Consider the following 20,820-nt stretch of genomic DNA (forward strand, 5'->3'; position numbering starts at 1 on the left):
CGAAGGCCCGCCGGCAACGGCGGGCCTTCTTATTTGTCTGCTAGGCCATGCCGATCACGTCACACAACTCTTTCACGGCATCCGCACTACGGTTCAGCGCAGCCTGCTCCTCGGGTGCGAGCTTGATCTCGATAATCTGCTCCACGCCCTTTTCGCCGAGTTTGACCGGGACACCAACGTACAGGCCATTGATGCCGTATTCGCCCTGCAGATAGACCGCACAGGGCAGGATCTTCTTTTTGTCTTTCAGGATGGCTTCCACCATCTCTACCGCTGCGGCGGAGGGGGCGTAGTACGCCGAACCCGTCTTGAGATGCTTCACGATCTCTGCGCCGCCATCGCGCGTCCGCTGCACCAAGGCCTCCAGACGGTCCGGAGCGATGAGTTCCGTGATCGGGATGCCGGCGACAGTTGAGTAACGCGGCAGCGGCACCATGGTGTCGCCGTGGCCACCCAGGACGAAGGCTGTTACGTTCTCAACGGAGACATGCAGCTCTTCCGCAATGAAGGTCCGGAAGCGGGCCGAGTCCAGAACACCCGCCATGCCAATCACGCGCTCCCGGGGGAAGCCGCTCTGTTTGAAGGCTGTCTGAGCCATGGCGTCGAGCGGGTTGGAGACGACGACCAGGATACAGTTGGGCGAGCCGGCAACGACCTTTGCCACGACGTCGCTCATGATCTTGAAGTTAGTCTGCAGCAGGTCATCACGGCTCATGCCCGGCTTACGGGGAATGCCTGCGGTAATCACCACGACATCGGAGTTTGCTGTCTCCGCATAGTCGTTTGTACCGATGATGGAGCAGTCGCGTTTCTCGATCGGCATGGCCTCCAGAAGGTCCAGCGCCTTGCCCTGTGGAATGCCTTCGGTCACATCGAGCAGCACCACATCACCGAGTTCTTTTCCTACGATCCAGTTTGCAGCCGTTGCGCCTACGTTCCCTGCACCAACAATCGTGATTTTTTTCCGCACGCAGAAACCCCTCCGGTCCTCTCGGCCAACACCCTACCATTCTCAAGCCTTGAAGTCCAAGAGGGGCTGCAGTTCGTTATCCAATCCGGAGCGCGGTGCGCGCCTGCGCCGTGATCTGGTCCAGCAATGCCGGCTCCTGATCGAGCTTCTTGCCGAAGGACGGAATCAGTTCCGCGAGCCTTGTCTTTGCAAGCTCCGGCTTGATCACCGTAATTCCCTTCTGCAGCATACCCAGCATGATGCTGACCGCGGTCGAGGCGCCTGGCGATGCTCCCAGCAGTGCCGCAATCGAGCCCTCATTGTCGCGAATGACCTCGGTTCCGAACTCGAGCACTCCGCCCTTCTCCGCATGCGACTTGATGATCTGCACACGCTGTCCCGCAATCGCCAACTCCCAGTCTTCCAGGCGGGCATTGGGGACGAACTTGCGCAGGCTCTTCAGGCGGTCCTGCGGAGACTGCATGACCTCTTTCACCAGGTACTTGGTGAGGTCGACGTTATCGAGCCCCGCCTTGATCATCGGATAGAGGTTGCCAGGACGTACTGACTTGATCATGTCCAGATACGATCCGTGCTTTAGGAACTTGGTCGTAAAGCCGGCATACGGCCCGAAGAGTAGCTCTTTCTTGCCGCCGGTCATGCGCATGTCAAGGTGAGGCACCGACATGGGCGGAGCTCCAACCGATGCCTTGCCGTAGACCTTCGCGGAGTGCTGCTCAATCACCTCAGGATTCACGCAGCGGAGCCACTGTCCGCTGACCGGAAAGCCGCCGTAACCGCTGCCTTCGTCGATACCGGCCTCCTGCAGGAGAGGCAGCGCGCCGCCACCGGCGCCGATGAAAACAAAGCGTGCGCAGACAGTGGCCGCGCGGCCGGTCTGCAGATTCTTCACGTGCACATGCCAGCGGCAGTCCTTGCCTCTGCCGATACTGGTGACGCGATGGCGAAGAAAGAGACGCGACTGCTTGCCCTTCAGCAGATAGGCAAAGAGCTTGCGGGTGAGCGCTCCGAAATCGACATCCGTGCCATGATCCACGCGCGTGGCGGCCATGGAACGGCTCATATCGCGGCCGTCCATCATCAGAGGAATCCACTCGGCGATTTTGGCTTTGTCCTCGGTGTACTCCATCTCGCGGAAGAGCAGGTTTTTGCTTAGCGCTTCATACCGCTTGCGCAGGAAGCTGACGCTCTTGTCCGTCGTAACGAAGCTCAGGTGAGGCACCTTGGTAATGAACTCATGCGGGCAGGTGATCTTGCCCTGTTCCACCAGATACGTCCAAAATTGCAGTGACTCCTGGAACTGCTGATTGATCTGGATGGCCTTGGAGATGCTTACTGAACCGTCGGACTTCTGCGGCGTGTAGTTCAGCTCGCAGAATGCGGAGTGGCCGGTGCCGGCGTTGTTCCAGGCATCGCTGCTCTCGGCCGCCACACGATCCAGACTCTCGAAACAGACTATCGACAACGATGGATCAACCTGGCGCAGCAGCGTTCCCAGCGTCGCCGACATCACACCGGCGCCAATCAACACGACGTCTACCCGCTCCCGCGGAGCAATTTCAATCGACATTTCTATCCCTGTAAGACAAAGACGCGCCCTGCTTACTGCAAGGCGCGCCGGTTTAGAGCCAACGGAGAACTTCCCAGCTTACTTGCTGGCGACCTTGTCCATGTTCTCGATCATGCGGGTAGCGAACTCACTGGTCTTCACCTTGGTCGCACCCTCCATCTGACGCTCGAAGTCGTAGGTCACGTACTTCTGCTTGATGGTCTCTTCCATGGAGTTCTCGATCAGACGAGCAGCTTCCGTCCAACCCAGGAAGTCGAACATCATCACGCCGGAGAGCATCACGCTGCCGGGATTGATGACGTCCTTGTCCGCATACTTCGGAGCTGTGCCGTGGGTCGCCTCGAAGACAGCGTAGCCATCGCCAATGTTGGCGCCCGGAGCGATGCCCAGACCACCGACCTGCGCCGCAGCAGCGTCGGAGATGTAGTCGCCGTTCAGGTTCGTCGTCGCGAGGACTTGATAGTCGCTGGGACGGATGATGATCTGCTGGAAGATCGAGTCGGCGATACGGTCGTTCACCATGATTTTCGACTTCCATTTGCCGCCGCCGTGCGATGCGCCGATCTCGGCGAGCACCTGCTTGACCTCAGCAATAACGCTGTCGCCAAACTCCTTCGGAGCAAACTCGATGCCCGGCTCAACCAGGGCAGCATTCTCCTCGGGTGTGAGGTTTGGGTTGGCATCCAGGTTGCCCAGGATCCAGCTCTCACGCTCGGTGACGGTCAGGTCACGGAACTCCTGCGTGGCGACCTCATAGCCCCACTCACGGAAAGCGCCCTCAGTGAACTTCTGGATGTTGCCCTTGTGCACCAGTGTGACCGTCTTCAGACCATTCTTGATGGCGTAGTTGATGGCCGAACGTACCAGGCGCTTGGAACCTGTGATCGAGATGGGCTTCACACCGACGCCTGAATCCAGGCGAATCTTCTTCTTACCGCCCTTCAGCATCTCGTCGTTTACGAAACTGACGAACTTCTGAGCTTCGGGTGTTCCCTCACGGAACTCGATGCCGGCGTAGATGTCCTCGGTGTTCTCACGGAAGATCACGATGTTGCACTTCTCAGGGTGCTTCACCGGGCTGGGTACGCCGGTGTAGTACTTCACCGGACGAACGCAGCTATACAGATCCATCAACTGACGCAGCGCAACGTTCAGGGAGCGGATACCGCCGCCTACCGGAGTCGTCAGCGGTCCCTTGATGGACACGCGGTAATCAACGGTTGCCTTCACGGTGTCATCGGGCAGCCAGTTGCTGGTCTGGCGATAGCTCTTCTCACCGGCCAGAACCTCGTACCACTTCACCTGACGCTTGCCGCCGTAAGCCTTCTCTACAGCAGCATCAAATACGCGCTGTGAGGCCTTCCAGATATCGCGGCCGGTACCGTCACCCTCGATAAACGGAATGATGGGCTTGTCGGGCACGATGTATTTGCCATCGACGTACTGAATCGCCTCGCCGTCCTTGGGGACCGCAATACCGTTGTAGCTCTCTTGCATGATCAGGATTCTCCGGTGAAATTTGTGCACTTTCAAGGTATCACCCGGCGAGAGCGCCATGCAAAATTCGCACAAATGATTCGATTATCGCGCAAGAGATTTAAGCTGAATGACATCGGTAGAGAAGCAGATTTCTTTGCTCCTCCATTGCTACAAAATGACAAACAAAAGAGAATGCCCCGGCCGCAGCCGGGGCATTCGTGCTCTCGCGTTGAGCCGTTCTTAGAACTGGCCCCACAGAAGCTGGTTGTACACGTCATGGTGGAACTGCACTTCACTGCTCTTCACGATGGTGCCCAGCAGACGTGGGCAACGATCGGCCGAGGCCTGTTTCAGGTCCGCATAACGGGCCTTCACATCCTCACCCAGCAGGGTGCTGGTCCACTCCGCGTTGCGGAAGTTGTCGAGCGCCGTGTAGATGTTGTCCGGCAGGTAACGCTCAGCCTGACGAAGGTTCTTGATCTTGGAGATGTCGCCCTCGAGGCCGGTCTTGAAGCAGGAGAGCAGCACGGCATAGGGGTTGGCGTCCGGTCCAACCGAACGAACCTCGACGCGGGCCGACTTCTCGTTGCCGATCGGGATACGTACCATCGATCCGCGGTCGGTCGCTGAAGCCTTGATCTGGTTCGGAGCTTCGAAATGCGGATCAAGACGGCGATAGGAGTTCACGCTGGCATTCAGCAGCAGGCAGATGTCGTTGCCGTGGGTAAGGATGCGGTCAACGAACTTCCACGCAAAGGCCGAGACCTTCTCCTGTCCCTTCGGATCCCAGAAGAGGTTCTTGCCGCCCTTGGTGATGGAGATGTTGGTGTGCATGCCGCTGCCGTTGACGCCGGTCACTGGCTTGGGCAGGAAGCTGGCCGTCATACCCATCTGGGTGGCGACCTGACGGCAGATCAGCTTGTAGAGCTGGATCTGATCGGCCGCGGCGACGACCTCACCGTAGGTGTAGTTGATCTCGAACTGTGAAGGAGCAACCTCGGGGTGATCCTTTTCATTCTCGAAGCCCATCGCACGCTGAACCTCAGCGGTGGTGTCGATGAACTCGCGCAGCGGATCGCCAGGCAGAGAGTGGTAGTAGCCGCCCTGGTTGACATATTCGAACTTGCCGGTCTGGTGGAAGGCGCGCTCTGCGTCCACGCCCTCGAAGAGGAAGCCCTCAATCTCGTTGGCGGCATTCAGGGTGTAGCCGTTCTTCTGGAACTGCTCCTTTGCGAAGGCCTTCAGCACGCCGCGCAGGTCAGCGGAGTAGGTGCCGCCGTTCTTGTCGATCACTTCGCCGAAGACGATGACCTTGCCGGGCCCGAAGATGTCGGCCGGGGTCCAGTAGAAGGCGCTCCAGTCAATGCCAAGGCGGAGATCGGACTCACGCTGCGCGGTAAAGCCGCGGATCGACGAACCGTCGAAGGTCAGGTTGTCGTAGCTCTTGACCAGGAACTTCTTGTCATAATCCAGCGTGTGCAGGCGGCCTTCCAGGTCGCTGAAGACCACGGTGACAGCCTTGATGCGCTTTTCATCGGTCAGATACTTCAGACGCTCTTCCTGAATGACATCGGCCGCGACGCGCTTCTTGCGCTGCTCTTTGGCTGCGAGGTTCAGGTCTTCGAGCTCTGCGTAGCTGAGCTCCAGAAAATCACGGTATTCGCCGGACATACGACTCCTTCTAGTCTCCTGCGCCAACGGCACACGGGCCGCCGCAGGTAAAGCGTGGATTGTGTTGGGAGACCCCTGCAGGCCGGGCGCGACTGCCCCGTCCTCGCTTCAAAGCTATCAGAAATCAAGACTCGATTTATAGTCCTTTCGCTCGAATCTGAGAAACTGGAGGGAGCTATGAAGTCGACCCGTACCGCACTGATCCAGATGTCCTGCGTCGCCTCCACCGATGCCAACCTCGAGAAGGCAGCCTCGCTCGTTGTTGAAGCCGCCAGAGAAGGCGCCAAGCTGATCTGCCTGCCGGAGCTTTTCCGCGCCCAGTACTTCTGTCAGCGTGAAGACCACGCCCTGTTTTCCATCGCCGAATCGATCCCCGGCCCATCGACGGAGCGCCTGTCGGCCATCGTCCGCGAACACAAGGTCACCGTCGTGGCCTCGCTCTTCGAGCGCCGCGCTCCCGGCTTGTATCACAACACTGCCGCCATCCTGGACCCGGCCTCCACGGCCGAACACAACATTCAGGGCATCTACCGCAAGATGCATATCCCGGATGATCCGCTCTACTACGAGAAGTTCTACTTCACCCCGGGAGACCTGGGCTTCAAGGCTATGAAGACCTCCGCCGCGCATATCGGCACGCTGATCTGCTGGGACCAGTGGTACCCGGAGGGCGCCCGCATCACCGCGCTACAGGGAGCGAACATCCTCTTCTACCCCACCGCCATCGGGTGGCACCCAAGCGAGAAGGAAGAGTTCGGTACGGCACAGTACGAAGCCTGGCAGACCATCCAGCGCGCGCATGCCATCGCCAACGGCGTCTTCGTCTGCTCGGTAAACCGCGTCGGCCACGAACAAGGCGACGTCAACGACATCAAGGGACCCGAAGGCGCAGGCCTGGAATTCTGGGGCGGCAGCTTTATCGCCGATCCCTTCGGCCGCATCCTGAAGCAGGCCGCACACGATGAGGAGGACATCCTGATCGCCGATCTCGATCCGCAACTGGTCGAGGTGACGCGCCAGCACTGGCCCTTCCTCCGCGACCGCCGCATCGACGCCTACGGCAACATCACCAGCCGGTTTATCGACTAAGATCATGACCGCACGTTTATGTTCATGACGTGCCGCTAGTACAGAGCGGTTTAGAACTGGCAACTGGTAACTGAGAACTGGCAACTTTTGATGACAACTCTACGCGAAAAGAATTTCCGCATGCCCGCCGAGTGGGCGGCACACACCTCGACCTGGATTGCCTGGCCGCATAATGCCGAGGACTGGCCGGACAAGTTCCTGCCAATTCCCTGGGTCTATGCCGAGATCGTCCGTCACCTCTCGCGGGTGGAGGATGTCAACATCCTGGTCAACGATGCCGCCGCCGAGAAGCGTGCGCGCAACATCCTGCGCCGTGCCGGAGCGAACCTCGCCCGGCTGCACTTCCATCTCTGGAAGACCGACCGTGTCTGGCTGCGTGATTCCGGTCCGATCTTCGTCAAAAACCCACAGGGCGAGCTCGCTATCACCAACTGGAAGTTCAACGCCTGGGCCAAGTATCCGAACTGGCACAACGATGACCGCATCCCAGGGCAGGTCGCCGAGTTGTACGATGTGCCGGCCTTCGAGCCCCACGTTGGAACGCATCGGCTGGTGCTTGAGGGTGGGTCCATTGACACCAACGGCGAAGGCATTCTGCTCACCACGGAGGAGTGCCTGCTCTCTGAGGTACAGCAGCGCAACCCTGGCGTCTCTCGCGAGCAACTGGAGCAGGCCTTCCAGGAGTACCTGGGCATCGAGCACGTGGTGTGGCTCAACCGCGGCTGCGCCGGTGACGACACCCACGGCCACGTCGACGATATCTCCCGATTTGTCAGAACGAACACGATCGTCACCGCCGTGGAACACAACACTCACGACGAGAATCATCTTTCGCTGGCCGAGAACCTTGACCGCCTGCGCAGTGCACGCAACCTGAAGGGCGAGCCCTTCCAGATCATCGAGCTGCCCATGCCGTCGCCAGTTCTCTTCGAAGGCCAGCGCCTGCCAGCCAGCTACGCGAACTTCTACATCGCGAACAACCTGGTACTGGTGCCCACCTTCAACGACAAGAACGACCGCATTGCGCTCAATACACTCGCAGAGTGCTTCCCTGACCGCGAGATCGTAGGCATTCACTGCGGCGACTTCATCTGGGGCCTGGGTGCGCTGCACTGCATGACCCAGCAGGAACCTGCCTAACCAACCGCCGGAGACATGATGCCCAACTTTCGCTCCAAGCTGACCGACTATCTTCACGTCAACGCGCAGCCGCAGCACAAGTATGGACATCAGCCGCGGCTCTATGCCCTGACACGCCAGATTGGCGAAGGTCTGGACTACGACGACGATGTCGTCTTCGCCGCATGCTTCCTGCACGATCTCGGAGTCTTCGTCGGTCATCGTCCGGAAGACCCCGAGCTTCTGAAGAAGTGGGATCACGTCGCATATACCAGCGAGAAGTCGCCCGCGATCCTTCGTGAAACCGGCTTTCCCGAAGAAAAGATTCCTGCGGTTCTCGAAGTGATCCGCACCCATCAACCGCACGATGAACCGCAGACGATGGAAGCGACGATTGCCCGCGATGCTGACATCCTGGAGCAGCTTGGAGCCATCGGCATCACCCGCACGCTGGCCAAGCTGGGATCGGACACACGCTTCATTACCTTCACCAACGCTCGCGATTCACTACAGAAGACGCTCGATACCCTCCCCGGAAAGCTGCGCCTTCCACGTGCGAAAGAACTCGCAGAGCCGCGCATCCGTACACTCACGAAGTTCCTGATGCATTTGAACGATGAAGCCGGCGAGAATCTTTACTAGAGGCTTTCATCCATCCGATGTGAGCATCAGGAAGAATCAGAGAGGCGTTACCTCAGCGGCTGAAGCCGCATTCCTTTTGCCTTCGGTACGGCATGGCTAAAGCCATGCCCTTAAGCAAAACGGATCGAGCCGAGCTCGATATTCCATCTCACGTTATGCGTAACTCTGTAGAGAAGAGTCGTCGACTTCGGTTGCATCCGACTTGTCTCCCGGTTCGCGCGTAGCGCGAATGTCTTGCTTAAGGGGACGGCTTCAGCCGTCCCATATTACGGTCTCAAAAATGCGGCTTCAGCCGCTGAGGGCAAGACTGATGACAGCACAACGCCCAAACCCAGCTCCACTTTTCCTCAGTTCATTCCTGCCGCAAAGCAATACACTCGTCGAAGCATGAATGCCCGTTGCACGCTATTTCTCCCACTCGTTCTTCTCACAGGCTGCACGCAACTCTCCGGGGTCACGCCAACCCCGACGAACATCCCCGCTGAGATTCACTACTCCCCCGCCGAGAACCTCGAGCACCTCGATGTCGATCTGATTGGTCAGGCACGCAAGAGCATCGACATGAATGCCTATGCCCTCACCGATCTCGCAATTGCGGATGCTCTGGTAGCTGCCGCGAACCGTGGCGTACGGATCCGCATCTATCGCGACAACACCCAGACCGACGGGGAGCTCGCCCGCGCGAACAAGGTCAAGAACTCTCGCGCTCGCAATACCGACAATGATGAGGACAGCGACGACACCGGCGATGCCAACTCTGCCCTGCTGCGGCTGGCGCATACGTCGAACGTACAGGTGCTGGTGAAGCATTCACGGACGCTCATGCACCTGAAGGCTTACTGCGTGGACGGCCGGTTTGTCCGTACCGGTTCCGCCAACTTCTCCCCTACAGGTGAGAAGCGCCAGGACAACGACCTCATCATCCTTCGCGACGGCGCCAGCATCCAGCACTTCCAGAACAACTTCAATACGTTGTGGGCGCGGCCAGATAACGAGTCTCTTCCGGCACAGCCCTAGCCCGAGAAAATCTGGAACAAATCTGCGGTATGTCCCGTATCATCCCGGCATACCGCAATCATTTTTTTGTTCTGGAGACCGTGCCATGCTTCGCCGTGCTGTTCTCGCTTCCAGCCTTCTGCTCACCGCAGGCGCCCAGACCACTGCTCCCACAGACGTGCCCACCTATACCGCGGAAGGCAAGCTGGTTATGCCGGTTAACTACCGTGAATGGATCTACCTGACCTCCGGCATTGACATGACCTATACGCAGCCCACCAGCGCTACCGCGGCGCCGGCGGCGCACTCCATCTTCGATAACGTCTTCGTCAATCCGAGCGCCTATCGCAGCTTCCTGCAGACCGGCACGTGGCCTGACAAGACCATGCTCGTCCTCGAGGTGCGCACCGCGGAGAACCCCGTCTCCATTAACAAAACTGGGCACACGCAAAGCACCGGCGTGCGGAACGTCGAGGTTCACTTGAAGGACAAGAACGAGTGGGCGTTTTATGTCGGCGGCAAGCCGGGCGGGACACCGGCGTCACGCGTTCCGCAGACAGCGAGTTGCTACACCTGCCATCAAGCCCACGGAGCCGTAGACACGACCTTCGTGCAGTTCTATCCCACCCTTCTGCCCCTCGCCACCGAGAAGAAGACTCTGAGCAAGGAGTATCTGAGCGAAACGCCGGCTCCGGAAGCGACGAAGTAGTACAACAGAAGCTGTGCCAGAGGATCTCGAATACCTGAATGCAGCCATCGAAGAGGCCCGCGCTGCGGAACTGGGCGGCGAAGTCCCCATTGGCTGCGTTGTCGTTTCCTCAACGGGAGAGATCGTCGGACGCGGGCAGAATCGTGTATTGCGCGACCAGGACCCCACTGCTCATGCTGAGATCGTCGCCTTGCGGGAAGCGGGTAGAACGCTAGCCAACTATCGCCTGAGCGGATGCACGCTCTACGTCACTCTGGAACCCTGTGCCATGTGCGCCGGCGCTATTTTGCACGCCCGCATCGCCCGACTGGTCTACGCCGCACCCGATCCGAAGGCAGGCGCATGCGGTTCTGTTCTCTCGGTCATGAACCACCCTCAGCTCAATCACCGTGTGGATGTGGTATCGGGCCAGTTGGCGGCGGAGTGTGGCGAAATTTTGCGCAGCTTCTTCAAAGCGAGAAGATAGCATCCAAGGCAGGTAATGCGTCTTCAGGACAAAGTCGCCATCGTTACCGGTTCCTCCTCGGGCATCGGGCAGGATATCGCCATCCGCCTGGCCGCGGAAGGAGCGGCGGTCGTTATCAACTACAGCGGAAATGCCGAAGGCGCCGAAGCAACACAGTTCCAGATCGAGCAGGCCGGCGGCCGTGCGTTCATCGTCCATGCCGATATGTCGAAGGTATCCGACACCCAATCTCTGATCGAAGAAACCTGGGCGCACTTTGGCGGATGCGACATTCTGGTGAATAACGCCGGTGTTGAAAAGGGCGCCGACTTCTGGAATGTCACCGAGGAAGACTACGACAAGGTGCTCGACGTCAATCTCAAGGGAGTCTTTTTTACGACCCAGGCCTTCGTGCGCCGCCTGAGGGACGCAAAAAGGCCCGGACGGATCATCAACATCTCCTCCGTCCATGAAGACATGGCCTTTCCTCATTTCTCGACATACTGCGCCAGTAAAGGCGGTTTGCGCATGCTCACCCGCAATCTTGCCGTAGAGCTCGGCCCGCTCAATATCACGATCAACAACATTGCACCTGGAGCGATCGTCACGCCGATCAATCGTTCCCTGCTCGCAGACAAACCCAAGCTGGACGCACTGTTGCGGAATATCCCCCTCAACCGCCTTGGGGCGACCGACGATGTCGCAGCTCTGGCTGCTTTTCTGGCTTCAGACGAAGCAGGCTATATCACCGGCAGTACGTATGTGGTCGACGGCGGCCTGATGGTGAACTATCACGAGCAGTAGGACACCGGCGATTTCGCGGATCTTCCTTTTGTCATTTCGTAGCGAAGCGGAGAAATCTGCTTCTCTACGAAAATGCCCTGGCACTTGTAATGAGGATAGAAAGGCGCGTCGCGCTCCGCGCGATATCTTCATTCTTCGCTGTCAGCGAAGAATGAAGTAACAAGCAGATTTCTCCGCTTCCCTTCACCCCAGCCAGCGAAGCTGGCCGGGGACCCCGGTCGCTGCGAAATGACAAAAAGTAAGCTCTACCTGCCGCGGCTACGGCATCATGTTCGCGTCACGCATCAGACGCCACTTGCCATCCTCGCATTTGCGATAGATTCCCATCGTCCTGCCCTTCATGACGACCGGCTCTTTTCCTTCCATGACGACGTTCACAGTCAGCTCCTGCCATAACCAGCCGAAATCTCCCTCAACCTGGACCTCCTTGATCTCAGCCTGAGGAACAATCCGCGCCTTACCGACCATCTCGCGGGTTCCCTTCTCGAACTCGGCTTTGGTCATTGGCGGAAACTTCGTTGTCAGAAAGAGCATGTCGTCGGTCATCAGGTCCATCAGCTCATCGACCCGCTCTTCCACGGTGAATTGGATCCAATCGGCGACCACCTGCCGTATCGCCAGCTCATCTGCGCTCTTGTTTGGGCTCATTTCAGGTCCTTATCCAGTGCGTCGATCACAATGCTCTTGCTCAACAGCTCCGGCAAAACATCAGGCTTTGCCGTGCCGCCCGCAGGATAGATCACATACGTTGGAACACCGCTGCGTCCCACCGCATGCAATGCTTCCGTAATGGCGGGATCGTATTTGGTCCAGTCTGCCTTCATCAGGACCACATTGCCCTTCTTGAAGCGAGCCTGCACTTCGTCAGAGTTCAATGCAACGCGCTCATTCACCTGGCAGCTAAGGCACCAGGCGGCGGTGTAGTCCACAAAGACCGCCTTGCCTTCAGTATGAGCCTGCTGTACGGCCGCCTCGCTCCAGGGAGCCCAGCGAGCCTTCTCTTCCTCCGCGGCCTTCTGACCTGTGAGAGGAATCGCTACACCCCCAATAATCAGCAGCACGGCAATAGCGACACCGAGCCACTTGCCCTGCCAGCGGCGCATGGCCCAGCCGGCGACTGCAATCAACAAAAGCCCGGCGAGCAGACGCACGGCGCGATCTACGCCATCCTCACCGAAGAGCCGGCCGAAGACCCAAACCAGCCACACCACGGTGCCGAAGAGAAGGAGGGAGGTGAACTCTTTCAGGGTCTCCATCCATGCCCCTGGCCGCGGCAGAATGCGCGTCCAGGCGGGCTGCAGGCACAGCAGCATGTACGGCAGTGCCAGTCCCAGCGCTACCGCGGTAAAGATCGCGAAGGTGATCCAGGCAGGCTGCGCCAGGGCAAATCCGATGGCCGCGCCCATCAAGGGAGCCGTGCACGGCGTAGCTACAACCGTTGCCAGAACGCCTGTGAAGAAGCTTCCAGCGTATCCCTGTTTTGCCGCCAGTCCTCCACCGACGCTCGTCAGCGACAAGCCGATGTCGAACATCCCTGCCAGCGACAGGCCAAAGAGGAAGAGGAAGGCCGCCAGTACCGCGACGAACACTGGCGACTGCAACTGGAAGCCCCAGCCGAGCTGACTTCCGCCCTCGCGCAGCAATAGCAGGATCGCCACGATCGCCCAGAAGGAAACAACGATGCCGGCGGTATACGCCACACCGTGTGAGCGCTGACGCTTCCGCTCTTCGCCGGCGCTCTGCACCAGGGCCAAAGCCTTCAGGAACAGTACCGGGAAGACACACGGCATCAGATTCAGGACGATGCCGCCCAGAAACGCGAGGCCGAGAAAGCCCCAGATCTCCGCAGTAGCTCCGCCATTCGCCGTGGAACCCGCCGCCCCCGGAATCGCCGCCGCGGCTGCCGTGCTTACCGGCACGCGGAACTCGTAGCCCCATCCGTCATCAAGCTTGATGAGGCCATGCAGCTCCGCCGGATTCTTCGTGAGTTCCTCAGCCTTTGCCAGATGAATGCGTACGCCACCGGGGAAACTCTCAACCCGCTGCGTTGCGGCGTTCTTGATCTGCTCCTGGTCGAAGGGATAGAACTCCCAAACCTCGCCTTTGTCGGGCGAATGCAGCGTGACCAGGAACTCCGTTGGTGTCGCATTCACGGAGACCTTCGCGCCATCCGGCAATGGCGTCGGCAGGCTCTTCAGCGCCGAACCAATCGCTCCCACCGGCTCCTCGCCAGTCTTCTCCTCGGCAGGCTTAGCCGGCAGAACGTCCAGATCCATGCCCAGAACGGCCTTCCCAGGAAGGCAGACCTGTGCGCAGACCAGCCAGTCCACCTTTGCTTCGATGTGGGTCTTACCAGGCTTCGCTTTCTCGGTCGCTTTCAGCGTGAAGGGGAAGGTCACGCCCTCCTCGTATCCGAAGTCCATCAGCGGGCCCAGAGGCAACCGCTGCGGAACCGGGAACTTCAGATCGGTGGCGGTAATACCGGCCGGCATGGTCCATTTCGCATGAGGAGGCTCGCCGGAGTCGCCGGCGTTCAGCCAGTAGACATGCCAGCCCTCTTCAAGAGTGAAGACCAGACCGGCGTTGAACTCACCGCTCGGATAGACATAGGGGTGCTGGGTGACCAGCTCCACCGTAAGATGCTGTGCTTTCAACGGCCCAGGGGTCTTACCATCGCCCACGGGCTCAATCTGCGCGTATCCAGACGCGCACACTACTGCCCATAGGGCGAGCAACCGGCCGAGCCATTTCATATCCATCTATTGTAGGACTCCCTCAGGCGAGAAGGGTTACGCAACTCGTCGCCTGTGCTCCACCATGATGCAGCGATCCATGACTACCCGGACGCCGCCTTCCTCGGCCTTTCCTGCGGCATCGAGATGCACGATTCCCTGCTGCACCCACAGATTCGTCAATCCGAGCTCCAGCATCTCGTCGACGATACCGGGAATGAAGCTGGGGACACGAAAGACGTTCACGACGTCCGGTTTGCCCTCGGACGCCACCAGGTCTGTCAGGCTGGGGTAGCTTTTCTCTCCGAGAACAGATTGAATACCGGGGTTCACCGGCAGAATCCGGAAACCGGCTCGCTGCATGTATTCGGAGACATAGTGGCTGGGCTTCGCCGGATTGTCACTCAAGCCGACGACAGCGATCGTCTTTGCATCCAGCATTCCGCGCAGGACCTCTGGCTCGTTCATCCCCGATCTCCTGTTACTTCCAGATTCCCAGCAGCCGCCGCAGCATAATCAGCTCACCCACATGGTATGCGGAGTGATCTGCGACCAGCAGCACCTCCCGCAGAAGGTTCTGTCCCTGCCCCCAGGGAAACGGAGTGTGCAGATCGCCTTTTTCGACCAGCTTCTCGAACTCGCCCAGATCTTCTTTGATCGCGGTGATGCTCTCATCCCAGGCCTTCGCGGTAGAAGGCTCGGCCTCTTTCGGCCAGTAGCCCTCCGGCCACTTCAGCTCCTCGTAATGACCATCCTCATTGGTGCTGAACTCGAGGATGTCCCGCTGCGCAATCCGCAGGTGTTCCAGTAATTGCCAGGCGGAGTACGGCAGCCCTTCCGGAACGACACCGCGTTTCGCCGCAGGAAAGTCCGCAATGGCATCGTCAAAGGTTGCGTGTGCCTGTGCTTCTTTCAGCAGCGCCAGAAGCTGTTTCCGAAGGTCCTTCTCTGCATTCACAGTCGCCATGGTGAGTGTTGGATGCGTGAAATCTTACCCAGTTGCTCCAGATTTACCCCACCAAAGCAAAGAGCCTGCGTAACGCAGGCTCTTCTGCCAGGGTGCGCCCTACAGATCGTCGTCGTCCGTAATCGGCACCGGGACGCCACCCTCGCGCCGCATCTTCAGGTAGCCCGCGATAAAGATCTCCAGGTCGCCATCCAGCACGGAGTCCACGTCGCCGGTTTCCACGCGTGTACGCAGATCCTTGGCAATGCGATACGGCTGCAACACATAGTTGCGGATTTGCGAGCCGAAGTTGATATCCAGCTTCGAGTCTTCGAGCTTCTTGCTCGCGGCCTTCTTCTTTTCCAGCTCGAACTCGTATAACCGCGAACGCAACATCTTCATCGCTTTTTCGCGGTTCTTATGCTGCGAACGCTCGTTCTGACAGGCCGCCACGATTCCAGTGGGAATGTGCGTGATGCGCACAGCCGAATCTGTCGTGTTGACGTGCTGGCCGCCCTTACCACCGGAGCGGTAGGTATCCGTCCGGATCTCGTCGGGCTTGATCTCGATGACGATGGAGTCATCGATCTCTGGAGAGACGAAGACGCTGGCGAACGAGGTATGGCGGCGCTTTGCGGAGTCGAAGGGAGAGATACGCACCAGGCGATGGACGCCCGTCTCTCCGCTCAGCAGGCCGAAGGCGTATTCGCCCGTCACGGTAAAGGTCGCGGACTTGATGCCGGCCTCGTCACCATCCTGCAGTTCGTTGATCTCGGTCTTGAAACCCTGGCGCTCTGCCCAGCGCAGATACATGCGCAGCAGCATCTCTGCCCAGTCCTGGCTCTCGGTACCGCCGGCCCCCGGATGGACAGTGACGATCGCATTCAGAGGATCGGTCTCGCCACCCAGCAGGGTCTTGGTCTCGAGCTTTTCGGCAAATTCGCTCAGACTGTCGACCTCGCGCTTCAGGTCGGCGAGCAGTGACTCCTCGTCGCCGCCTTCCCTGGCCAGCTCGAAGTAAGCTCCGATGTCGTCCGACCGGCGCGCCAGCTCCTCATCATCGGCCAGCAACCCCTCAAGCCGCTTGCGCTCGCGCATCAGCGGCTGTGACTTCGCCGCATCGGCCCATACCGCCGGATCGGCTACTTTTTCTTCAATGTCAGACAGTTCCCGCCGCAGACGGGCGGCGTCAAAGATACTCCCGCAGGTCGCGCACCTTCTCACGCACCGGGGAGTAAGCAAACTCTAGATCAGCAAGCATGCCGTTATTCTAATGCGCCAGGGGCGGTTGCGCCGGAGGCAGTCTGTCTCTCTCGAAACGCACCATATCCGAGCAAAGTAATCACCACCAGAGAGCATCCGTAGGCGAATAGATCGCCGAACTGCGTATAGAAGGTCATCTCGTCCGAAAAGTCGAAGCCTACCGCAATCGCGGTTCGGATATGCCGCGAGGCCTGTTCGCGAAGGTGGCCGTAGGGATCAATGGCGCCTGTTACGCCAGTGTTGGTATCGCGCAAGACCCATCTGCGATTCTCGATGGCCCGCATCCGCGCCATGTTCAGGTGCTGCCACGGCGCGCTGGTGTCTCCATACCATCCGTCGTTGGAGATATTGACCAGCACCTCGGCGCCTCCCTTCACAAACTGGCGCACTTCATCCGCGAAGATCGACTCGTAACAGATAAACGTGCCATAGCCATGGCCATCGGGACGAAAGACCGTACGGAAGTGACCAGGATCAGATCGCCCAACCTCAGCGACAAGTCCACCGGCAAACTGAAAGAGCGACGGAAACGGAAGATACTCACCGAACGGAACAAGATGAACCTTGTCGTAATGACCGCGATAGCTTCCATCGGTGGCGAAGAGCGCCGCGGAGTTATAGGCCTTATAGCCGCCGGGCGCAGCACTATCGAGCTCGATCCCTTCCGCACCGATGATGGAAGCACTATTCACTTCTTGTGTCATCGTTCCGATCGTTTGCCGAAACTTAGGATCGCTGGTGGTGAATGGAGCAGGTGATTCGGGCCAGATGATGACCTGCGGACGCAAATCGGCCTTACCAAGCGACAGTTGCACAAACGCAGTCAGCAGCGAGTCGGCATCGCCGTTCCGTGGAGCCTCCGGACCAGATTCTGCCAGGTTTCCCTGCAACAACACGGCGTGTTGCTTCGGCAGCGGAAGAGAGCGCAGATGACCTTCATCGCGCCTCTCTTTCGCCCATCCACCGACCTGTACCGCGGTTGCAACACACACACCTGCTACGACCGGCTTCCACGAATGTTTCTCCAATACCCACCAGGAGGCCACCAGGGCATTCACTGCCGCGATGACGAAGCTCATCGCATACACCCCTCCCCACGGTGCGAGCAGTGTCAGCAGAGGATTGTCTACCTGTGCAACACCTAACTGGTCCCAGGGAAAACTTGTAATGCGGGCTCGCGCCAGTTCTACCGCTACCCAGACAAATGGTGAGGCAAGAAGTACGTAGCCGGCACTCCAGAAACGGCGCAGAAGGCCGATCAGTACGCTGAAGAGCGCGTGATATAGCCCCAGGTAAAGTGCAAAGAGAAGCAGGATGCCAAAGCCGGCAGGTTTACTCATGCCACCGTAGAGATACATCGTCGGCATGACCCAGTAACAGCTTCCCAGGTACCAAAGGACGCCGCAGCCATATCCAAGGACACCAAACTCTCGCATCTTCAGCGGCTTGGCGTCGAGCAACGCTACCAGTAGTGGAGCCAGCGCCAGCCAGCACAACACAGCTCGCCACGCAGGCACCGGACCCGCCATCGGAAAGATGAGCACCTGTAATACCCCCGACACAAGCGTGAGCGCCCATCTCTTTCCCGAAACTGCCTGCATGCATCCTCCGCTCGGGAAAGTCTAACAACCATACAGGCGTACAATGGTGTTCGTGGTCGACCTGTTCATGCACGGACTTTCGCATCTGCTGGTGCCGATGTTCTTCTTCGGCCTTGTCGGTTCTGCTTTCGTTGTCGTCATCAGTACGGCGCATGATCTGCTGGAAGTCTTCACTCCAGATGAAGAGCCGAACGAGGCAGAGCTATAGTGATACTGTTCCACCCATTGACCTTGCCCAATCACAGGTCTAGACTCTTCGATGGGCGTCAGTTTCGTTGAAGGACGGATTGTAAAGTCCTCAAAAGGCGCTACCATTAAGATGGCCTCTAAACCCACGGTCACCGTTCCGCAATCGAACCGAGTTCGGCTCGTCGTAGCCTCCTCGGTTATGCTCACCTTCATTTCCTTCTGGCGAGCCGCCGCCATCGTTCTGAACGACCTTGGCTCGTCGGCCTTCTACGCTGGAGGCATCTCAGAAGAGGCTGTCGGTAAATCTGCGCCCTGGTTCATCATCGGCGTGATGCTCTTTTCCTATGCGGTGCGCTCGGTCTATGTCGAGAGTTGTTCGATGTTTACCCGAGGCGGCGTTTACCGCATCGTGAAGGAAGCGCTCGGCTCCACCTTCGCCAAGGTTTCGGTCTCAGCGCTGATGTTCGACTATGTGCTGACCGGACCAATCTCAGGCGTCTCTGCCGGGCAATACATCGTCGGCATGATGAATGACCTGGCGAGGCTGTGTGTCGAAAAGTATCACTGGCCTGCATGGGCGGCGCCGCAGTTGAACGTCAACTATGCATCTGCCGTCTTTGCCATTGTCATCACCATCTATTTCTGGTGGCAGAACATCAAGGGCATCGAAGAGTCCAGCGAAAAAGCCCTGACCATCATGAAGATCACCACGGTCATGGTGATCCTTCTTCTGACCTGGGGCACACTGACCGCAGTCCATCGCGGAGCTCATCTTCCACCGCTGCCCACGCCGTCGAATCTTCATTTCTCTGACTCCGCGCTCGGCTTCCTCAAGGGTACCCACTTCGCCCAAACTCTCGGCCTCTTCGGCATCCTGATGGCCTTCGGCCACTCCGTGCTGGCTATGTCCGGCGAGGAGTCCCTGGCACAGGTCAACCGCGAGATCGAGCACCCCAAGCTCAAGAACCTGAAGCGCGCCGCGATGGTTATCGCCATCTACAGCCTGCTCTTCACGGGCATTGGATCGATGCTGGCAGTCATGATCATTCCGGATGACGTTCGCGTCTCCGTCTATCGTGACAACCTTATTGCCGGTATGGCGATGTATATGGTCGGCCCTGAGTTTTTACGGCTGGCCTTCCGCGCCTTTGTCGTGATCGTCGGCTTCCTGATCCTCGGCGGAGCGGTCAACACAGCTATCGTAGGCTCCACCGGCGTGCTGATGCGCGTTGCCGAAGACGGAGTTCTCACGGATTGGTTCCGCAGGCCGCATAGAAAGTTCGGCACCAGCCACCGCATCGTGAATCTGGTTACCGGCATGCAATTGCTGGTGATTGTCATCACGCGCGGCGACGTCATACTGATTGGTGAAGCGTATGCCTTCGGCGTGATCTGGTCGTTCACCTTCAATGCCCTGGCCATGCTGGTGCTGCGCTATCGTTTCCGTGGGGAACGCGGCGCGAAGGTGCCGCTGAATCTGCATATTGGCCGCACTGAGATCCCGGTGGGCCTGATCAGCGTCTTCTGTGTATTGCTGACCACGGCGGTAGTAAATCTCTTTACCAAATCGGTCGCGACTGTCTCCGGCGTTATCTTCGCCGTCGCCTTCTTCATCATCTTTTCGCTTTCAGAGCGGGATAATAAGCGCCGTCATGCACTGGCTGAGCGGCAGATGAAAGAGCACTTCCAACTCGAACACTCCGATGACATTGGCGCGGAAGAGTTGAAGATCCGTCCCGGCTGCGTTCTGGTTACCATGCGCGATGCGGCGAACCCTTTCGCCTTAAAGTGGGCGCTGGCGCGCACCGATACCGATGAACAAGATGTCGTCGTACTCGCCGCCCGCATGATGGGCGTGGGCGGCCCAGAGTATGTCGACGCCAGTGAACAACTCTTCTCTGAGCATGAGCAGATGCTGTTTACCAAGGCAGTCTCCGTCGCAGAAGGCTTTGGCAAACATATCTCACTGCTTGTTGTTCCGGCCGGTGACATCTTTGCCGCGATCGTCAAAACGGCTACCTCATTGGAAGCCGCTGCTGTAGTCTCCGGCCTCTCCAGCAAGCTCACTGCGCAGGAGCAGGCCTATCACGTCGGCCAGGCGTGGGAGACACTTCCGGAACCGAAGCGGCAGTTCACGTTCTACGTTGTACCGCAGCAGGGCGAGGCCGAAAGCTTCCATATCGGACCGCATGCACCCACAATTCCCGCGGAGGATGTCCAGTTGGTTCATCGCCTCTGGTTGAATCTCCGCCGCAATCCCAATATGCAGCATCTGCATCACAGCGACATCGTGACTTATGCGTTAACACGGCTATCCTCGGAATATTCCAAGGATCGCGATGCAGTCGTGCATGGCCTGCAGGAATGCATCGCACATACACAGCATCATCAGGCTCTTGGGTCTCCTGCTCGTTACGACTCGGTGGAAGGGGCCGGGCCGGGACTGTCTTTACAGGCTCCTAAACCAACTCCTGCTACAACCACCAAGTAACTGCGGTATAATTTCAAGAATTTGCAGGTATATTATCTGCTGGGTATCCTTGTTACTTAGAAGATTTCATTGATCCGCGGATCCTTGCACGCTCAGAGTTATTC

Annotated in this window: 19 protein-coding genes; 9 read left to right on the forward strand and 10 right to left on the reverse strand. The window is 58.6% G+C overall.

Annotation, left to right across the window (positions count from 1 at the left end):
- Window positions 1-40: 40 nt before the first annotated feature.
- From mdh to FTW19_RS18375, 4 genes are all read right to left on the reverse strand, one after another.
- A complete protein-coding gene (gene mdh / locus FTW19_RS18360; protein ID WP_147649044.1) occupies window positions 41-970 on the reverse strand; it encodes a malate dehydrogenase in 930 nt (309 codons plus the stop codon).
- 76 nt (window positions 971-1,046) lie between these two features.
- Window positions 1,047-2,540, reverse strand: a complete 1,494-nt coding sequence (mqo, locus tag FTW19_RS18365; RefSeq protein WP_147649045.1) for a malate dehydrogenase (quinone) — start codon at window positions 2,538-2,540, stop codon at window positions 1,047-1,049.
- Between the two features lie 78 nt (window positions 2,541-2,618).
- Window positions 2,619-4,037, reverse strand: coding sequence for an NADP-dependent isocitrate dehydrogenase (locus tag FTW19_RS18370; RefSeq protein WP_147649046.1), 1,419 nt, complete (start codon window positions 4,035-4,037; stop codon window positions 2,619-2,621).
- Window positions 4,038-4,259: 222 nt separating this feature from the next.
- Complete coding sequence (locus FTW19_RS18375; protein WP_147649047.1) at window positions 4,260-5,690, reverse strand: glutamine synthetase family protein; 1,431 nt, start codon at window positions 5,688-5,690, stop codon at window positions 4,260-4,262.
- A 177-nt stretch (window positions 5,691-5,867) separates the two neighbouring features.
- Between FTW19_RS18375 and FTW19_RS18380 the strand changes: the two genes are divergently transcribed.
- The 7 genes from FTW19_RS18380 (at window position 5,868) to FTW19_RS18410 (ending at window position 11,494) form a co-directional block, all read left to right on the forward strand.
- Window positions 5,868-6,779: a carbon-nitrogen hydrolase gene (locus tag FTW19_RS18380; protein ID WP_147649048.1), complete on the forward strand. Its 912-nt coding sequence runs from the start codon at window positions 5,868-5,870 to the stop codon at window positions 6,777-6,779.
- A gap of 90 nt (window positions 6,780-6,869) precedes the next feature.
- Complete coding sequence (locus FTW19_RS18385; RefSeq protein ID WP_147649049.1) at window positions 6,870-7,919, forward strand: agmatine deiminase family protein; 1,050 nt, start codon at window positions 6,870-6,872, stop codon at window positions 7,917-7,919.
- Window positions 7,920-7,934: 15 nt separating this feature from the next.
- Window positions 7,935-8,540: an HD domain-containing protein gene (locus FTW19_RS18390; RefSeq protein ID WP_246153380.1), complete on the forward strand. Its 606-nt coding sequence runs from the start codon at window positions 7,935-7,937 to the stop codon at window positions 8,538-8,540.
- A 387-nt stretch (window positions 8,541-8,927) separates the two neighbouring features.
- Window positions 8,928-9,557: a phospholipase D-like domain-containing protein gene (locus FTW19_RS18395; protein WP_147649050.1), complete on the forward strand. Its 630-nt coding sequence runs from the start codon at window positions 8,928-8,930 to the stop codon at window positions 9,555-9,557.
- Window positions 9,558-9,642: 85 nt separating this feature from the next.
- Window positions 9,643-10,245 (forward strand): cytochrome P460 family protein, encoded by a 603-nt coding sequence (locus tag FTW19_RS18400; protein ID WP_147649051.1) that lies wholly within the window; start codon window positions 9,643-9,645, stop codon window positions 10,243-10,245.
- Between the two features lie 13 nt (window positions 10,246-10,258).
- On the forward strand, window positions 10,259-10,711 hold the full coding sequence (gene tadA, locus FTW19_RS18405; protein ID WP_147649052.1) for a tRNA adenosine(34) deaminase TadA: 453 nt from the start codon (window positions 10,259-10,261) through the stop codon (window positions 10,709-10,711).
- A gap of 15 nt (window positions 10,712-10,726) precedes the next feature.
- The gene (locus FTW19_RS18410; RefSeq protein WP_147649053.1) at window positions 10,727-11,494 is read left to right on the forward strand and encodes an SDR family NAD(P)-dependent oxidoreductase; all 768 of its coding nucleotides are present in this window, start codon (window positions 10,727-10,729) and stop codon (window positions 11,492-11,494) included.
- A 258-nt stretch (window positions 11,495-11,752) separates the two neighbouring features.
- On the opposite strand, the gene FTW19_RS18415 is transcribed toward FTW19_RS18410, so the two are convergent.
- The 6 genes from FTW19_RS18415 to lnt form a co-directional block, all read right to left on the reverse strand.
- A complete protein-coding gene (locus FTW19_RS18415) occupies window positions 11,753-12,142 on the reverse strand; it encodes a YybH family protein (RefSeq protein WP_147649054.1) in 390 nt (129 codons plus the stop codon).
- The gene (locus FTW19_RS18420; RefSeq protein WP_246153381.1) at window positions 12,139-14,253 is read right to left on the reverse strand and encodes a protein-disulfide reductase DsbD family protein; all 2,115 of its coding nucleotides are present in this window, start codon (window positions 14,251-14,253) and stop codon (window positions 12,139-12,141) included. The genes FTW19_RS18415 and FTW19_RS18420 overlap by 4 nt, the downstream gene beginning before the upstream one ends.
- Before the next feature lie 30 nt (window positions 14,254-14,283).
- A complete protein-coding gene (locus tag FTW19_RS18425; protein WP_147649055.1) occupies window positions 14,284-14,694 on the reverse strand; it encodes a CoA-binding protein in 411 nt (136 codons plus the stop codon).
- Window positions 14,695-14,707: 13 nt separating this feature from the next.
- Window positions 14,708-15,193, reverse strand: coding sequence for a DinB family protein (locus FTW19_RS18430; protein WP_147649056.1), 486 nt, complete (start codon window positions 15,191-15,193; stop codon window positions 14,708-14,710).
- Between the two features lie 99 nt (window positions 15,194-15,292).
- Window positions 15,293-16,433 (reverse strand): peptide chain release factor 2 gene (gene prfB / locus FTW19_RS18435; RefSeq protein ID WP_147649057.1). Its coding sequence is split into 2 segments (ribosomal slippage): window positions 15,293-16,363 and window positions 16,365-16,433, totalling 1,140 coding nucleotides; the frame shifts between segments, so codons are not numbered across the junction.
- A gap of 4 nt (window positions 16,434-16,437) precedes the next feature.
- Window positions 16,438-18,036, reverse strand: a complete 1,599-nt coding sequence (gene lnt, locus FTW19_RS18440; protein ID WP_147649058.1) for an apolipoprotein N-acyltransferase — start codon at window positions 18,034-18,036, stop codon at window positions 16,438-16,440.
- Window positions 18,037-18,079: 43 nt separating this feature from the next.
- Here lnt and FTW19_RS25885 point away from each other — a divergent pair, with 43 nt between their 5' ends.
- On the forward strand, window positions 18,080-18,244 hold the full coding sequence (locus FTW19_RS25885; protein ID WP_187143052.1) for a hypothetical protein: 165 nt from the start codon (window positions 18,080-18,082) through the stop codon (window positions 18,242-18,244).
- 111 nt (window positions 18,245-18,355) lie between these two features.
- Window positions 18,356-20,716: an APC family permease gene (locus FTW19_RS18445; RefSeq protein ID WP_246153382.1), complete on the forward strand. Its 2,361-nt coding sequence runs from the start codon at window positions 18,356-18,358 to the stop codon at window positions 20,714-20,716.
- Window positions 20,717-20,820: the final 104 nt, after the last annotated feature.

The organism is Terriglobus albidus, assembly GCF_008000815.1.
GTDB lineage: Bacteria > Acidobacteriota > Terriglobia > Terriglobales > Acidobacteriaceae > Terriglobus > Terriglobus albidus_A.

Excerpts from the sequence above, each read along its gene's own strand:
- FTW19_RS25885 (WP_187143052.1), top strand. The coding sequence starts at position 18,080 with ATGGTGTTCGTGGTCGACCTGTTCATGCACGGACTTTCGCATCTGCTG.
- FTW19_RS18390 (WP_246153380.1), top strand. The coding sequence starts at position 7,935 with ATGATGCCCAACTTTCGCTCCAAGCTGACCGACTATCTTCACGTCAAC.
- FTW19_RS18395 (WP_147649050.1), top strand. The coding sequence starts at position 8,928 with ATGAATGCCCGTTGCACGCTATTTCTCCCACTCGTTCTTCTCACAGGC.
- mqo (WP_147649045.1), bottom strand. The coding sequence starts at position 2,540 with ATGTCGATTGAAATTGCTCCGCGGGAGCGGGTAGACGTCGTGTTGATT.
- lnt (WP_147649058.1), bottom strand. The coding sequence starts at position 18,036 with ATGCAGGCAGTTTCGGGAAAGAGATGGGCGCTCACGCTTGTGTCGGGG.
- FTW19_RS18415 (WP_147649054.1), bottom strand. The coding sequence starts at position 12,142 with ATGAGCCCAAACAAGAGCGCAGATGAGCTGGCGATACGGCAGGTGGTC.
- FTW19_RS18380 (WP_147649048.1), top strand. The coding sequence starts at position 5,868 with ATGAAGTCGACCCGTACCGCACTGATCCAGATGTCCTGCGTCGCCTCC.
- FTW19_RS18445 (WP_246153382.1), top strand. The coding sequence starts at position 18,356 with ATGGCCTCTAAACCCACGGTCACCGTTCCGCAATCGAACCGAGTTCGG.
- FTW19_RS18420 (WP_246153381.1), bottom strand. The coding sequence starts at position 14,253 with ATGGATATGAAATGGCTCGGCCGGTTGCTCGCCCTATGGGCAGTAGTG.
- FTW19_RS18430 (WP_147649056.1), bottom strand. The coding sequence starts at position 15,193 with ATGGCGACTGTGAATGCAGAGAAGGACCTTCGGAAACAGCTTCTGGCG.
- FTW19_RS18375 (WP_147649047.1), bottom strand. The coding sequence starts at position 5,690 with ATGTCCGGCGAATACCGTGATTTTCTGGAGCTCAGCTACGCAGAGCTC.
- FTW19_RS18370 (WP_147649046.1), bottom strand. The coding sequence starts at position 4,037 with ATGCAAGAGAGCTACAACGGTATTGCGGTCCCCAAGGACGGCGAGGCG.
- FTW19_RS18400 (WP_147649051.1), top strand. The coding sequence starts at position 9,643 with ATGCTTCGCCGTGCTGTTCTCGCTTCCAGCCTTCTGCTCACCGCAGGC.
- FTW19_RS18385 (WP_147649049.1), top strand. The coding sequence starts at position 6,870 with ATGACAACTCTACGCGAAAAGAATTTCCGCATGCCCGCCGAGTGGGCG.
- FTW19_RS18425 (WP_147649055.1), bottom strand. The coding sequence starts at position 14,694 with ATGAACGAGCCAGAGGTCCTGCGCGGAATGCTGGATGCAAAGACGATC.
- FTW19_RS18410 (WP_147649053.1), top strand. The coding sequence starts at position 10,727 with ATGCGTCTTCAGGACAAAGTCGCCATCGTTACCGGTTCCTCCTCGGGC.